Genomic DNA, 12,645 nt, shown 5'->3' on the forward strand with positions numbered 1-12,645 from the left:
CGCCGAACCGCCAGCGGCCATGGGCCGGGATACCCTCGGCCCATGGCCATCGACGCCGGCAGCCCACTCGTCCAGGTCGCCCTGCACGCCGACGACCTCGCCCGTGCCACCGCGTTCTACGCCGACCTGCTCGGCACCGCGCCCGTGGCCTCGTTCGACCCGCCGGGTCTCGTCTTCTTCGACCGCGGCGGCGTGCGGCTCCTGCTCGACCGCGGCGCCCCGAGCGCGCTGCTCTACCACCGCGTCGACGACATCGAGGCCACGGTGGAGCGGCTGCGCGGGGCCGGGGTCTCCGTCGAGTCCGAGCCGCACGTCATCTTCGGTCACGACGACGACACGCTCGGCCCCGCCGGCACCGACGAGTGGATGGCGTTCGTCACCGACCCCGAGGGCAACCTCGTCGGCCTCGTCGAGCAGCGCCCGCGCCCCGCGTCCTGACCGGCATCGACTCAGCCGAGAAAGTCGTCGGCGCCTGTCGATTGCCACCCGGCGCGTTCGTGTAGAGGGTGAGAGCAGGCGAACCGTCCCGCTCCGCACCTCACGACCGAGAGGCACGACGATGACGACCACGGCTTCCACCGGTTCGACCACCGGCACGACGACTGCGACAGGCACCCCGATGCGGACCTACCTCATCACGCTCTACTCACCGGACGGACCGACGCCGCCCCCGGAGGTCCTCGGCCCGATCATGGCCGAGCTCGAGGCGATCAACGCCGACATCCGCGCGGCCGGCGGCTGGGTCTTCGCCGGCGGCCTCGGCGACCTGTCCGCGGCCACGACGATCCGCACGAGCGGCACCGGCGAGGCCGTGCTCACCGACGGCCCGTTCCTCGAGGCCAAGGAGCACCTCGGCGGGCTCACCATCGTCCGGGCGCCCGACTACGACGTCGCCCTCGGCTGGGCGCAGCGCACGGCGAAGGCCACCGGGCTCGCCGTCGAGATCCGCCCCTTCGTCGACATGGACGACCCGGGCCAGCGGCCCGAGGCCGGCTGAGCGCGACCCGGTGCACCCGCCGCGCATGCCGGTCACGAGCGACGACATCGCCCGCGTCTTCCGGCAGGAGCACGGGCGGGCGGTGGCGGTCCTCATCCGCGTCCTCGGCGACATCGACCTCGCCGAGGACGCGGTGCAGGACGCCTTCACCGTCGCCGTCGAGCGCTGGCCCCGCGACGGCCTGCCCCCGAGCCCGGCCGGCTGGATCATCACGACCGCCCGCAACCGGGCCGTCGACCGGCTCCGGCGCGAGGCCGTGCGCGACGGCAAGCACGCCGAGTCGGCCCTGCTCACGGCGTCCGACGACACCCTGCACGACCAGTGGAAGGAGGGCCCCGTGCGCGACGACCGCCTGCGGCTCGTCTTCACGTGCTGCCACCCGGCGCTCGCCCCCGAGGCGCGCGTCGCGCTGACCCTGCGGCTCCTCGGCGGGCTCAGCACCCCCGAGATCGCCCACGCCTTCCTCGTGCCCGAGGCGACGATGGCGCAGCGGATCGTGCGGGCCAAGAAGAAGATCCGCGACACCGGCATCCCCTACCGGGTACCCCGCGACGCCGACCTCCCCGACCGGCTCGCCTCGGTCCTCGCCGTCGTCTACCTCGTCTTCACCGAGGGCCACACCGCGAGCTCCGGCGACGACCTCGGCCGGCCCGACCTCGCGGCCGAGGCCATCCGGCTCGGCCGCGTCCTCGTCGAGCTGATGCCCGACGAACCCGAGGCTGCGGGCCTGCTCGCGCTCATGCTCCTCACCGAGGCCCGACGCCCGGCCCGGACCGACGCGTCCGGCGCGCTCGTCCGCCTCGCCGACCAGGACCGCTCCCGCTGGGACCACGCGGCGATCGCCGAGGGCCACGCGATCGTCCGGGCCTGCCTGCGACGCGGTGCGCCCGGCCCGTACCAGCTGCAGGCGGCGGTCAACGCCGTGCACACCGACGCCGCGAGCGCCGCCGACACCGACTGGCGCCAGGTCCTCGCCCTCTACGACCAGCTGCTCGCCGTCGTGCCGACGGACGTCGTGCGCCTCAACCGGGCCGTCGCCGTGGCGGAGGTCGACGGGCCGGCGGCCGGGCTGGCGCTCGTCGAGCCGCTGGCCCTCGAGGGGTACACGTCCTTCCACGCCGTGCGCGCCGACCTGATCGGACGCCTCGGCCGCCACGCGGACGCCGCGGGGGAGTGGGACCGGGCGGCGGCGTCGAGCGACAACGCCACCGAGTCGGCCCACCTCGCCTCCCGAGCCGCCGGGAGTCGTAGATTGCTGGGGTGAGCGCGATCCCGGGCGACGCCCCGTTCGACCTCGCGGCGCCGTGGGGCGCCCGCAGCCACGTCACCGACCTCGACGGGCCGGTGCACTGGGTCGAGTTCGACCCGCCCGAGGGTAGCCCCGGCAGCCGCACCTCCGACGCGTCGGGCACGCCGGTCGTGCTCGTGCACGGCCTCGGCGGCTCGCACCTCAACTGGGTGCACGTCGGCCCGGCGCTCGCGGCGGGGCGCCGCGTCGTCGCCCTCGACCTGCCCGGTTTCGGGCTGACCCCGTCCGGCGGCCGCTCGACGAGCGTCCAGGCCAACGCGGACGTGCTCGGCCGGTTCCTCGACGAGGTCGTCGGGGCTCCGGCGGTGCTCGTCGGCAACTCGATGGGCGGCATGGTCTCGCTGCTGCTCGCGGACCGGTCGCCCGAGCGCGTGGCCGGCCTCGTGCTCGTCGACCCGGCTCTCCCGGCGCCGCGCCAGCGTCAGGACCGACAGGTCGCGGTGACGTTCGCGCTCTACGCGGTGCCCCGCGTCGGAGAGCTGTTCCTGTCGCGGCTGCAGAGCCGGTACACCGACCGCCAGCGCGTGCTCGGCACGGTGCAGCTGTGCTTCGCCGACGCGTCGCGCGCCGATCTGGACGTCATCGACGCCGGCGTCACCCTGACGCGGTGGCGCGGCGACCTGCCCGCCAAGGACACCGAGTTCCTCGGCGCGGCGCGCTCGTTGCTCGCCGTGCTGCGCCGGCCGCGTCGCTACGACGCGCTCATCTCCGGCGTCGACCGGCCCGTGCTGCTCGTGCACGGCGACCGCGACCGGCTCGTGCCCTTCGCCGCCGCGCAGCGCACCGCCACGCGCAACCCGGGCTGGTCGACCGCCTGGCTGCAGGGCGTCGGGCACACCCCGCAGCTCGAGGTGCCCGAGCGCTTCCTCGCGGAGGTCGTGCCCTTCGTCGAGGGTGTCGACGCGGCCGGTGACGCCGGCGCCGCCCACGACGTCCGCCGGCCCACCGCCGGGCCGGCCTGAGCGAAGGGGATGCCGTGGACGCCAACGCCTGGGACGAGCGGTACGCCGCGAGCGACCTCGTGTGGTCGGCCGAGCCGAACCGGTTCGTCGCCGAGATCGTCGGCGCGCTGACGCCGGGCTCCGCGCTCGACGTCGCGGCGGGTGAGGGCCGCAACGCCCTCTGGATGGTGCAGCAGGGCTGGAGCGTCGTCGCCACCGACTACTCGGCCGTGGCCGTCGACCGGATGCGGGCCCGCGCAGCCGCGCTGCTCGGCGACGACACGTCGCGCCTGACGCCGCTCGTCGCCGACGCGACGACGGCCGCGCCGGGCGACCCTGCATCGTTCGACCTCGCGCTCTTCTCCTACCTGCAGCTGCCGCGCGAGCAGATGCGGGCGGCCTTTCGCGCCGGCGTCGAGGCGGTCCGCCCCGGCGGGCACGTCGTCGTCGTGTGCCACGCCGGCCGCAACCTCACCGAGGGCTGGGGCGGCCCGAGCTCACGCGAGGTGCTCCACGACCCCGACGAGGTGCTCGACCTCGTCGACGGCCCGCCGGTGTCGGTGGAGCACTCGGGCATCCGGGTACGGCCCGTCGAGACCGACGACGGGCCGCGCGAGGCCCTCGACACCGTCGTCGTGCTGACCCGGGCCTGAGGACGAGGAGCCGCCCGTGCGCATCGGACTGTTCGCGACCTGCCTCGGCGACGTCCTGTTCCCCGACGTGCCACGTGCGACGACCGCGCTGCTCGAGCGCCTCGGCCACGAGGTCGTCTTCCCCGCCGACCAGACGTGCTGCGGCCAGATGCACACGAACACCGGGTACCAGCGTGACGCCCTGGGCCTCGTGCGCCACCACGTCGAGGTGTTCGAGCGCGCACTCGCCGGCGGCGTCGAGGCCGTCGTGGCACCGTCGGGCTCGTGCGTCGGGTCGGTGCGCCACCAGCACGCCGAGCTCGCCCGACGCGCGGGCGACGACGCGCTCGCCGAGCGGGCCGAGGCGGTGGCCGCCCGCACGTTCGAGCTGTCCGAGCTGCTCGTCGACGTGCTCGGCGTCACCGACGTCGGCGCCTCCTACCCGCACCGTGTCACCTACCACCCGACGTGCCACTCGCTGCGGATGCTCCGCGTCGGCGACCGGCCGCTGCAGCTGCTGCGCGCGGTCCGGGGCATCGACCTCGTCGAGCTGCCCGCGGCCGACTCGTGCTGCGGCTTCGGCGGCACCTTCGCCGTCAAGAACGCCGACACGTCCACGGCGATGCTCGCCGACAAGATGGCGGCGGTGCGCCAGACCCGCGCCGAGGTGCTGACCGCCGGCGACGCGTCGTGCCTCATGCACATCGGCGGCGGACTCGCCCGGCTGCGCACCGGCGTGCGCCCCGTGCACCTCGCGCAGGTGCTCGCGAGCACCCAGGACGCGCCGTGGGAGGTGGGCGCATGACGACCCACCTCGGCATGCCCGGCCTGCGGCCACCCGCCGGGCACGGCAATCTCGCCGGCGACAGGTCCTTCCCGACCGCGGCCCGGGCGGCGCTCGCCGACACCCAGCTGCGCCGCAACCTCGGGCACGCCACGGCGACGATCCGCGCCAAGCGGTCAGCGGTCGTGGGGGAGGTGCCCGACTGGGAGGCGCTGCGCGACGCCGGTGCCGCGCTCAAGGCCGCGACGATGGCCCGGCTGCCCGAGCTGCTCGAGCAGCTCGAGGCCAAGGTCACCGCCCGCGGCGGCCACGTGCACTGGGCCCGCGACGCCGCCGAGGCCAACGCGATCGTCACCGGCCTCGTGCGCGCCACCGGGGCCGACGAGGTCGTCAAGGTCAAGTCGATGGCCACCCAGGAGATCGGCCTCAACGAGGCCCTCGAGGCCGCCGGCATCACCGCGCACGAGACCGACCTCGCCGAGCTCATCGTGCAGCTCGGCCACGACAAGCCCTCGCACATCCTCGTGCCGGCCATCCACCGCGGCCGCGCCGAGATCCGCGACATCTTCGTGCGCGAGATGCCCGGCGTCGACGCGTCGCTCACCGACGAGCCCGCCGTCCTCGCCGCCGCGGCCCGGGCGCACCTGCGCGAGGTGTTCCTCCGTGCACGCGTCGCCGTATCGGGAGCGAACTTCGCCGTGGCCCAGACCGGTTCGCTCGCGGTCGTCGAGTCGGAGGGCAACGGCCGCATGTGCCTGACGCTGCCCGACACCCTCATCACCGTCATGGGCATCGAGAAGGTCGTGCCGACGTGGCAGGACCTCGAGGTGTTCCTCCAGCTGCTGCCGCGCAGCTCGACCGGTGAGCGGATGAACCCGTACACGTCGACGTGGGCCGGGGTCACGCCCGGCGACGGCCCGCAGGAGTTCCACCTCGTGCTGCTCGACAACGGCCGCACCCGGGTGCTCGCCGACGAGCAGGGCCGGTCGGCGCTGCACTGCATCCGGTGCTCGGCCTGCCTCAACGTGTGCCCGGTGTACGAGCGGGTCGGCGGTCACGCGTATGGGTCGGTGTACCCGGGCCCGATCGGGGCGATCCTGTCGCCGCAGCTGACCGGCCTCGACGGCGGCACCGGCGACGCGCACCCCAACGACTCGCTGCCGTACGCCTCGTCGCTGTGCGGTGCCTGCTACGACGTGTGCCCGGTCAAGATCCCGATCCCGGACCAGCTCGTGCGGCTGCGGGCCGAGCACGTCGAGGCGCACGCCGACACCCACCGCGTGCCCACGGCCGAGGCCGCCTCGATGCGAGCCGTGGCCTGGGTCATGGCCGATGCCAGTCGGTTCGCCCGGGCCGGGCGCGCGGCGACCAAGGCGCGCAAGGGGATTCGTGGCGGCAAGCCGGTGGTTCCCCTGCCGCCGCCGTTCTCCGGGTGGACCGCCTCACGCGACCTCCCCGACCTGCCCGCCGAGACGTTCCGCGACTGGTGGGCCCGTACGCGGGGAGAGGGGGACGAGTCGTGAGCGCCCGCGACGAGGTGCTCGCGCGCGTCCGCGACGCCCTGGGTCCGACGCCGGACGCGCCCGATGTGCCGCGCGGGTACCGGCGCGTCGGCGAGCACGAGGCCGGCTCGGACGCCCTCGTCGCGCAGCTCGTCGACCGACTCGAGGACTATCGGGCCACCGTCGTGCGGTGCGGTGCCGACGACGTCTCGATCCGCGACGCCGTGGCCTCTGCGGTGTCGGAAGCATTGTCCCGCAAAGGGATCGGCGACGATGATTCCGCAGTGCCCCCGCTGCTGCACGCGCCCGGGCTGCCGGTCGCGTGGGTGGAGGGGCTGGCGTCCCGGCCGGACGACGGCTCCCTGGCCGCGCGCGACCTCGACGTCGTGGCCGCGGTCGTCACCGCGTCGGTCGTCGCCGTCTCGGAGACCGGCACCGTGGTGCTCGACGGCTCGCCCGCGTGCGGTCGCCGCGCCCTGACGCTCGTGCCCGACGTCCACGTCTGCGTGCTGCGCGTCGCCGACGTCGTCCAGACCGTGCCGGAGGCGCTGGCCCGCCTCGACCCGACGCGTCCGCTGACGTTCGTCAGCGGCCCCTCGGCCACGAGCGACATCGAGCTGAGCCGAGTCGAGGGCGTCCACGGCCCGCGGACGCTCGTCGTCGTCCTCGCCGGCTGACCGGTTCGGGTGGGGTGCTCAGCGGCGGCCGTACTTCTTGTGGACGGCCTGCCGGCTGACGCCCAGCGCGTCGGCGATCTCGGTCCAGGCCATGCCGCCCATCCGCGCCCGCCGCACGACGGTGGCCTCGGTGCGGTCGGCCGCCCGGCGCAGCTCGCGCGCTGCGGCGAGGGCCACGCGAGGGTCGTCGTCCCCGGTCGCGAGTGCGGTGCGCACCACGTCGTCCACCTCCACCCGTCAACTCCTTCGATGTCAACCTGTGTTGACGAGGCTAGGCGCCCCGAACGCGGCCGTCAACCACGGTTGACGAACTGGGACTGGACGATCTTCGCATCGCGGGTGGACCATGGATGCGCATGGAGGGGTCGCCATGGACGTACGAACCGGAACCGAGCAGCACACCCCCGGCCGCAGCGCGGGCGATGCCGTGACGCCCGCAGGCCTGGCAGTGTCCACGGCGGAGGCCGAGAGCCTGGCCGCCCACCTCGCACACGTCCGCGCGCACCGCGCGGAGCTGCACGAGTCCATGTCGGCCGTCGGGGCGGCGCTCGACTCGCCCCTCGCCCGCGGGGGGATGTGGCGCGAGCGCGTCCGCGCCGCACTCGCCGAGCTGTCCCACGACTTCGACGACCACGTCAGCCTCACCGAGAGCAGCGGCGGCGTCTACGAGCGGGCCGCCCACGCTGCCCCGCGCCTCTCGGGCCCCGCCGGCCGGCTCCGGGCCGAGCACGTCGGCCTGCGCGACTCGATCCGCGGCTACCTCGCGGTCCTCGAGCACGGCGGCACCATGGCCGACCTGCCGGTCTTCCGTGAGGAGGTGGCGCGCCTCGTCACCCGGCTCGTGCGTCACCGGAGCAAGGGCGACGACATGCTCCACGAGGCCTACGACGTCGACCTCGGCGGTTCGGACTGACCCGCTCGACTGATACGCCGAGGGGTATCATCAGGGGGTTCCGACCAGACCAGGAGGCCCGTCGATGGAGCTCGACCCCGAGGAGATGAAGGCCGTCGTCAAGCGGCTCAACCGTGCCCAGGGCCAGATCGGCGGCATCGTCCGCATGATCGAGGACGGCCGCGACTGCCAGGACATCGTCACCCAGCTCGCCGCGGTCTCCAAGGCGCTCGACCGGGCCGGTTTCGCCGTCATCGCCCTCGGCCTGCGGCAGTGCCTCGCCGACCCCGACAACAACGAGATGGACGTCGACACGATGCAGCGTCTGTTCCTCTCGCTCGCCTGAGGGCCCATGGCGCTGCAGCTGTCCCACACGACCGTCAACGCCCTCGACGCCCACGCCCAGTCCGTCTGGTGGGCCGACCTCCTCGGCTACCACGAGGACCCCGCCGACCCCAACGAGCCGGGCCACGAGGAGTGCATGATCTTCTCGCCCGACGGGTCGCACCGGCTGCTCTTCATCGAGGTCGGTGACGCCAAGCAGGTGCGCAACCGCGTGCACCTCGACCTGCGACCCACCGACCGCCCCCGCGACGAGGAGGTCGCCCGCGTCGAGGCGCTCGGTGCCTCCGTCGTGCAGGACTGCCGCACCGCCGACGGTCGTGGCTGGGTCGTCATGGGCGACCCGGAGGGCAACGAGTTCTGCATCCTGCGCAGCGACGACGAGCGCCGCGCGGCCGGCGACCTCTGACGCGTCGGGCCGCGTCGGGACGCGTCGGGACGCGGCGGGCTCGCGTCAGCCCACCGGCCGCTCGAGGTCGCTGGGCTCGTAGCGCGGCCGCAAGGCGAACCCCGACGCGCCGTCGCTGCTCGTGCGCGAGGCGAGCACCTGGTGCAGCTGGATGTCGCCCTGCTCGAAGGAGATCCGCGAGCCGGCCAGGTAGAGGCCCCAGACGCGTGCCGTGCCGAGGCCGGCCAGCTCGACGCAGCGCTCCCAGTTCTTGGAGAGGTTGGCGTTCCAGGCTCCGCACGTGCGGGCGTAGTGCTCGCGAAGGTTCTCGTGGTGGCGCACCTCGAAGCCCTCGTCCTCCATGACCTGGACGATGTCGCCGGAGCCGGTGAGCTCGCCGTCGGGGAAGACGTACCGGTTGATGAAGCCGCGGGCCGGCAGGCCGGCGTGGCGGTTGTCCGACCGGGTGATGCAGTGGTTGAGCAACCGGCCCTCGTCGCGCAGCCGCTCGCGCAGGAAGCGGAAGTAGGACGGGTAGTTGCGCACGCCGATGTGCTCGGTCAGGCCGATGGAGCTGATGGCGTCGAAGCCGCGCTCGGTGACGTCGCGGTAGTCGCCGTGGCGCACCTCGGCGCGCCCGTCGAGCCCCTCGGCCGTGATGGCGCGCTGGGCCCACGTCGCCTGCTCGCGCGACAGGGTGACGCCGAGGGCCGTGACCCCGTAGTGGCGCACCGCGTGGCGCACCATCCCGCCCCAGCCGCAGCCGACGTCGAGCAGCCGCATGCCCGGCCGGAGCCCGAGCTTCTGGGCCACGAGGTCGTACTTGTAGGCCTGCGCCTCCTCGAGCGAGGCGGTGTCGGTGGGGTAGCACGCGCACGTGTACGTCATCGAGGGCCCGAGGACGAGCTCGTAGAAGTCGTTCGACACGTCGTAGTGGTGGCTGATCGCCTCCGCGTCGCGGGTGCGGCCATGGCGCAGGCCGTGGGCGAGCCGCCGCAGCTGCCCGGGCGTCTCCTCCGCGGGGATCGTCGGCACGTGCAGGCCCTTCGCCCCGACGAGGCGTGCCACCTCGAGCAGGTCGCGCGCGCCCGGGCGTCGGGGGCGCAGGCCGTCGCCGAGCATCCGGAGCACCGCGTAGGGGTCGCCCTCGTCGATGTCGTCGATGACGAGCTCGCCGAGCAGGTAGGCCCGGGCCAGGCCGAGGTCGCCGGGAGCCGTCACGAGATGGTTCAGGGCGTCAGGGCCGGTGAGGCGCACGACGAGGCCGTCGGGGCTGCCCCCGGCCGACCCGTCCCACGCGACCAACCGCACCGGGGCGTCCGGCCCGTAGACCCGGTCGAACGCCTCGCCCACCGTCAGCGTTGTCATCCTGCTCGCACCGCCTTCTCGTAGAGGGTCGGGAGCCGACCCGTGGGGTCGTACCTGTCCTTCGCTGCGGTGTACGCGGCACCGCCGTAGAGGCGCGCGAAGGTCGCCTCGTCGTAGTACGCGTCGGAGTAGAGCGACTTGTGGCCGCCGAGGCGCGTCACCTCGTCCTCGATGCGGCGGTTGACGTCGCCGTCGGCGGCCCCCATCTCGATCGGGACGCTCGACCAGAACCCGACGTTGACGTATGGCTCGCCCCGGTGCATCGGGTAGAGCGGCCACGGCGTCCCCTCCGCGTCGGCGCCCGGGCCTCCAGACGGTGCGTGGGGTTCTTTGTCGCGCAACCGGATCGGGCAGAGCCACACCGGCTCGATCGGCACCTCCCGCAGGAACCACTCGACGAACTCGGCCGTGCGGTCGAGGGGGATCTCGACGTCCTGCACGACGCGCTCGCGGGCGGGGAGGCCGCGGAGCCGGTCGAGCCGGGCCATCGGGTGGTACCGGTTCTCGAGGGCGACGATCTTCCAGTACACGTCGCTGCGCAGCAGGTGCTTCGGCCAGAGCCTCCGCACGGCCGGGGACTGCGCCCCGAAGGCACGGCTGCACCAGAACCAGTCGGTGTCCCAGCGCCAGAGGTAGTCGTGGGCCGACAGCGCGTCGGTCCTCCGGTGCTGGATCGAGCGGTAGAAGACGAGCTCGCCGGTGTAGTCGCTCGGACGCGTCCCGTCGGGCAGGTCGTCGGACCAGCGCCCCAGCGTCAGGTAGGCCTCGCGCGGGCCGAAGACGACGCCGTCGACGAAGTCGACCCGCTCGCCCGACCAGGCGCCGTCAGACATGACGGCGCGGACCGCCTCGGCGAGGGCCGCGACGCCGTCGAACCGGACGTGCCGCAGCAGCACCCACGGGTGTGCGGGCTCGAGCTCGATGACGAGGTCGAGCACGTAGCCGAGCGACCCGTAGGAGTTGGGGAAGGCCCGGAAGAGCTCCGCGTGCTCGCCCTCGGGGGTGGCGGTGACGACCTCGCCGGCCCCGGTGAGCACCCGCATCTCGAGGACCGACTCGTGCGGCAGCCCGTTGCGGAACGAGGCCGCCTCGATGCCGAGCCCGGTGACGGCCCCGCCGATGGTGATGGTCCGCAGCTGCGGCACGACGAGCGGCACGAAGCCGTGCGGCAGCAGCTCGTCGACGAGCTGCTCGTACGTCGTCAGGCCACCGACGCGCGCCGTGCCGGCCACCGGGTCGACCTCGACGACGCCGGTGAGGCCCGACAGGTCGAGGCCGGGGGCGTCGGTCGGCGTGCGGGACCGGAAGAGGTTCGAGGTGCCTTTGGCCAGGCGTACGCGCGCCCCCGGGGGGATGGCCGCGAAGGACCGACGGGCGTCCTCGACGGCACGCTCGTGGTCGCGCAGCCGCTCGCTCGTGCCGGGCGGACGCGTCAGGGCCGTGACCTGACCGGTTGCCACGGTCCTACTCAAGCACGGCCGCAGCGGGCTCCGCACGCGGACCGCCGGCACTCGCGAAAATCTCCGGGACGGGCCGCGGCCCGGTCACTCGCGGGCCAGAAGCGTGACCCCGAGGCCGACCATCATCGTGCCGCCGGCTGCGCCGAGGCGGTCGAGCCGGGCCGGGTTGCGGGCGAACCAGTCACGGGCCTTCGACGCGGCGAGCGCCCAGACGCTGTCCGAGCACACGGCCATCGCCCCGAAGACGACGCCGAGCACCGCCATCTGCAGGCCGACGTGCCCGGCCGACGTGTTCGTGAACTGGGGCAGGAAGGCGAGGAAGAAGAGGATCGTCTTGGGGTTGGTGACCCCGACGACGAAGCCGATGCGCAGGGCGTGGCCACGCCTGGCGGCGACCTGCGCCTCGAGCGCCTCGCGGGCCTCCGCGCGGTGCCGGATGGCCTGGATGCCGAGCCAGATGACGTAGCCGGCACCGGCGACCTTGACGGCCGTGTAGGCCGTGGTGCTCGTCGCGACGACGGCGCCGAGGCCGACCGACACGAGCAGCACCTGAGTCGTGACGCCGAGGGCGTTGCCGACGACCGACAGCAGCGCCTCACGCCGACCGACGGTCAGGGCGCGGCCGATGGTGAACAGCAGGCTCGGGCCCGGCACCTGGATGAACAGGAGCGAGGCGACGAGGAAGGCGATCCACTGGCTCGAGCTGGGCACCGGTCCAGTGTGCTCCCACGGCCCCGATAACGACATGCGTTTACCGCGGGCCGGACACTAGCGTCGGGCGCCATGACCGACTCGACCGATCCCGGGGCCACCGAGCCCGGCCAGCCCTCCCGCACCGAGCCGCCGCTCGCCGCCGACGAGGCCACGACGCTCGTCGCCTTCCTCGACTACCACCGCGACACCCTGCGCTGGAAGACCGCCGGCCTGACGGCCGAGCAGCTCGCGACGCCGCACCCACCGTCGACGCTCACCCTCGGCGGTCTGCTCAAGCACGTCGCCCTCAACGAGGCCAGCTGGTTCGGCCGGGTGCTGCACGGGCGGCCGATGGGCGAGCCGTGGGACTCCGCCGACTGGGACGCCGACCCCGACTGGGAGCTGACCTCGGCGAAGGGCGACAGCCCGGAGGAGCTGCACCGGCTCATGGACGAGGCCGTCGAGACGGCCCGGGGCCACATCGACGAGGCGCTCGCGGCGGGCGGCCTGGACCGGCTGTCGGTCGTGTCGTCGCGCAAGGAGGGCCGCCAGTTCAGCCTCCGGTGGATCCTGCTGCACATGATCGAGGAGTACGCGCGGCACAACGGTCACGCCGACCTCATCCGCGAGTCGCTCGACGGCGTCACGGGGGAGTGACGG

General features: G+C 74.0%; 16 protein-coding genes. 12 read left to right on the top strand and 4 right to left on the bottom strand.

Annotated features, from left to right (window positions below; translation table 11 throughout):
* Positions 1–42 precede the first annotated feature (42 nt).
* From RY076_RS02530 to RY076_RS02565, 8 genes are all read left to right on the top strand, one after another.
* Positions 43–438 carry a VOC family protein gene (locus tag RY076_RS02530; protein ID WP_323095871.1) on the top strand — a complete coding sequence of 132 codons (396 nt, stop codon included), beginning with the start codon at positions 43–45 and terminating at the stop codon, positions 436–438.
* A gap of 121 nt (positions 439–559) precedes the next feature.
* Positions 560–997: a YciI family protein gene (locus tag RY076_RS02535; protein ID WP_323095872.1), complete on the top strand. Its 438-nt coding sequence runs from the start codon at positions 560–562 to the stop codon at positions 995–997.
* A 25-nt stretch (positions 998–1,022) separates the two neighbouring features.
* Positions 1,023–2,261 carry an RNA polymerase sigma factor gene (locus tag RY076_RS02540; RefSeq protein WP_323095873.1) on the top strand — a complete coding sequence of 413 codons (1,239 nt, stop codon included), beginning with the start codon at positions 1,023–1,025 and terminating at the stop codon, positions 2,259–2,261.
* Complete coding sequence (locus RY076_RS02545; RefSeq protein WP_323095874.1) at positions 2,258–3,268, top strand: alpha/beta fold hydrolase; 1,011 nt, start codon at positions 2,258–2,260, stop codon at positions 3,266–3,268. Before RY076_RS02540 ends, RY076_RS02545 begins: the two co-directional genes overlap by 4 nt.
* Positions 3,269–3,282: 14 nt before the next feature.
* The gene (locus tag RY076_RS02550; protein ID WP_323095875.1) at positions 3,283–3,900 is read left to right on the top strand and encodes a class I SAM-dependent methyltransferase; all 618 of its coding nucleotides are present in this window, start codon (positions 3,283–3,285) and stop codon (positions 3,898–3,900) included.
* Positions 3,901–3,916: 16 nt separating this feature from the next.
* Positions 3,917–4,684 (top strand): (Fe-S)-binding protein, encoded by a 768-nt coding sequence (locus RY076_RS02555; protein ID WP_323095877.1) that lies wholly within the window; start codon positions 3,917–3,919, stop codon positions 4,682–4,684.
* The gene (locus tag RY076_RS02560; RefSeq protein WP_323095878.1) at positions 4,681–6,186 is read left to right on the top strand and encodes a LutB/LldF family L-lactate oxidation iron-sulfur protein; all 1,506 of its coding nucleotides are present in this window, start codon (positions 4,681–4,683) and stop codon (positions 6,184–6,186) included. The genes RY076_RS02555 and RY076_RS02560 overlap by 4 nt, the downstream gene beginning before the upstream one ends.
* On the top strand, positions 6,183–6,842 hold the full coding sequence (locus RY076_RS02565) for a LutC/YkgG family protein (protein WP_323095879.1): 660 nt from the start codon (positions 6,183–6,185) through the stop codon (positions 6,840–6,842). Before RY076_RS02560 ends, RY076_RS02565 begins: the two co-directional genes overlap by 4 nt.
* An 18-nt stretch (positions 6,843–6,860) precedes the next feature.
* Here the strand turns inward: RY076_RS02565 and RY076_RS02570 are convergent, their stop codons facing one another.
* Positions 6,861–7,076 (bottom strand): ECF-type sigma factor, encoded by a 216-nt coding sequence (locus RY076_RS02570; protein ID WP_461782302.1) that lies wholly within the window; start codon positions 7,074–7,076, stop codon positions 6,861–6,863.
* Between the two features lie 136 nt (positions 7,077–7,212).
* Here RY076_RS02570 and RY076_RS02575 point away from each other — a divergent pair, with 136 nt between their 5' ends.
* The 3 genes from RY076_RS02575 (at position 7,213) to RY076_RS02585 (ending at position 8,485) form a co-directional block, all read left to right on the top strand.
* A complete protein-coding gene (locus tag RY076_RS02575; protein ID WP_323095880.1) occupies positions 7,213–7,755 on the top strand; it encodes a hemerythrin domain-containing protein in 543 nt (180 codons plus the stop codon).
* Positions 7,756–7,819: 64 nt separating this feature from the next.
* A complete protein-coding gene (locus RY076_RS02580; RefSeq protein ID WP_323095881.1) occupies positions 7,820–8,080 on the top strand; it encodes a metal-sensitive transcriptional regulator in 261 nt (86 codons plus the stop codon).
* Positions 8,081–8,086: 6 nt separating this feature from the next.
* Positions 8,087–8,485: a VOC family protein gene (locus RY076_RS02585; protein WP_323095884.1), complete on the top strand. Its 399-nt coding sequence runs from the start codon at positions 8,087–8,089 to the stop codon at positions 8,483–8,485.
* 45 nt (positions 8,486–8,530) lie between these two features.
* On the opposite strand, the gene RY076_RS02590 is transcribed toward RY076_RS02585, so the two are convergent.
* From RY076_RS02590 to RY076_RS02600, 3 genes are all read right to left on the bottom strand, one after another.
* Positions 8,531–9,832 (bottom strand): cyclopropane-fatty-acyl-phospholipid synthase family protein, encoded by a 1,302-nt coding sequence (locus RY076_RS02590; RefSeq protein ID WP_323095885.1) that lies wholly within the window; start codon positions 9,830–9,832, stop codon positions 8,531–8,533.
* Positions 9,829–11,292 (bottom strand): FAD-binding oxidoreductase, encoded by a 1,464-nt coding sequence (locus RY076_RS02595; protein ID WP_323095887.1) that lies wholly within the window; start codon positions 11,290–11,292, stop codon positions 9,829–9,831. The genes RY076_RS02590 and RY076_RS02595 overlap by 4 nt, the downstream gene beginning before the upstream one ends.
* 84 nt (positions 11,293–11,376) lie before the next feature.
* A complete protein-coding gene (locus RY076_RS02600) occupies positions 11,377–12,003 on the bottom strand; it encodes a LysE family translocator (protein ID WP_323095888.1) in 627 nt (208 codons plus the stop codon).
* Between the two features lie 72 nt (positions 12,004–12,075).
* On the opposite strand from RY076_RS02600, the gene RY076_RS02605 reads away from it, so the two are divergent.
* Positions 12,076–12,642, top strand: a complete 567-nt coding sequence (locus RY076_RS02605) for a DinB family protein (protein WP_323095889.1) — start codon at positions 12,076–12,078, stop codon at positions 12,640–12,642.
* Positions 12,643–12,645: the final 3 nt, after the last annotated feature.

This window comes from Intrasporangium zincisolvens (assembly GCF_034724055.1).
Lineage (GTDB): Bacteria > Actinomycetota > Actinomycetes > Actinomycetales > Dermatophilaceae > Monashia > Monashia zincisolvens.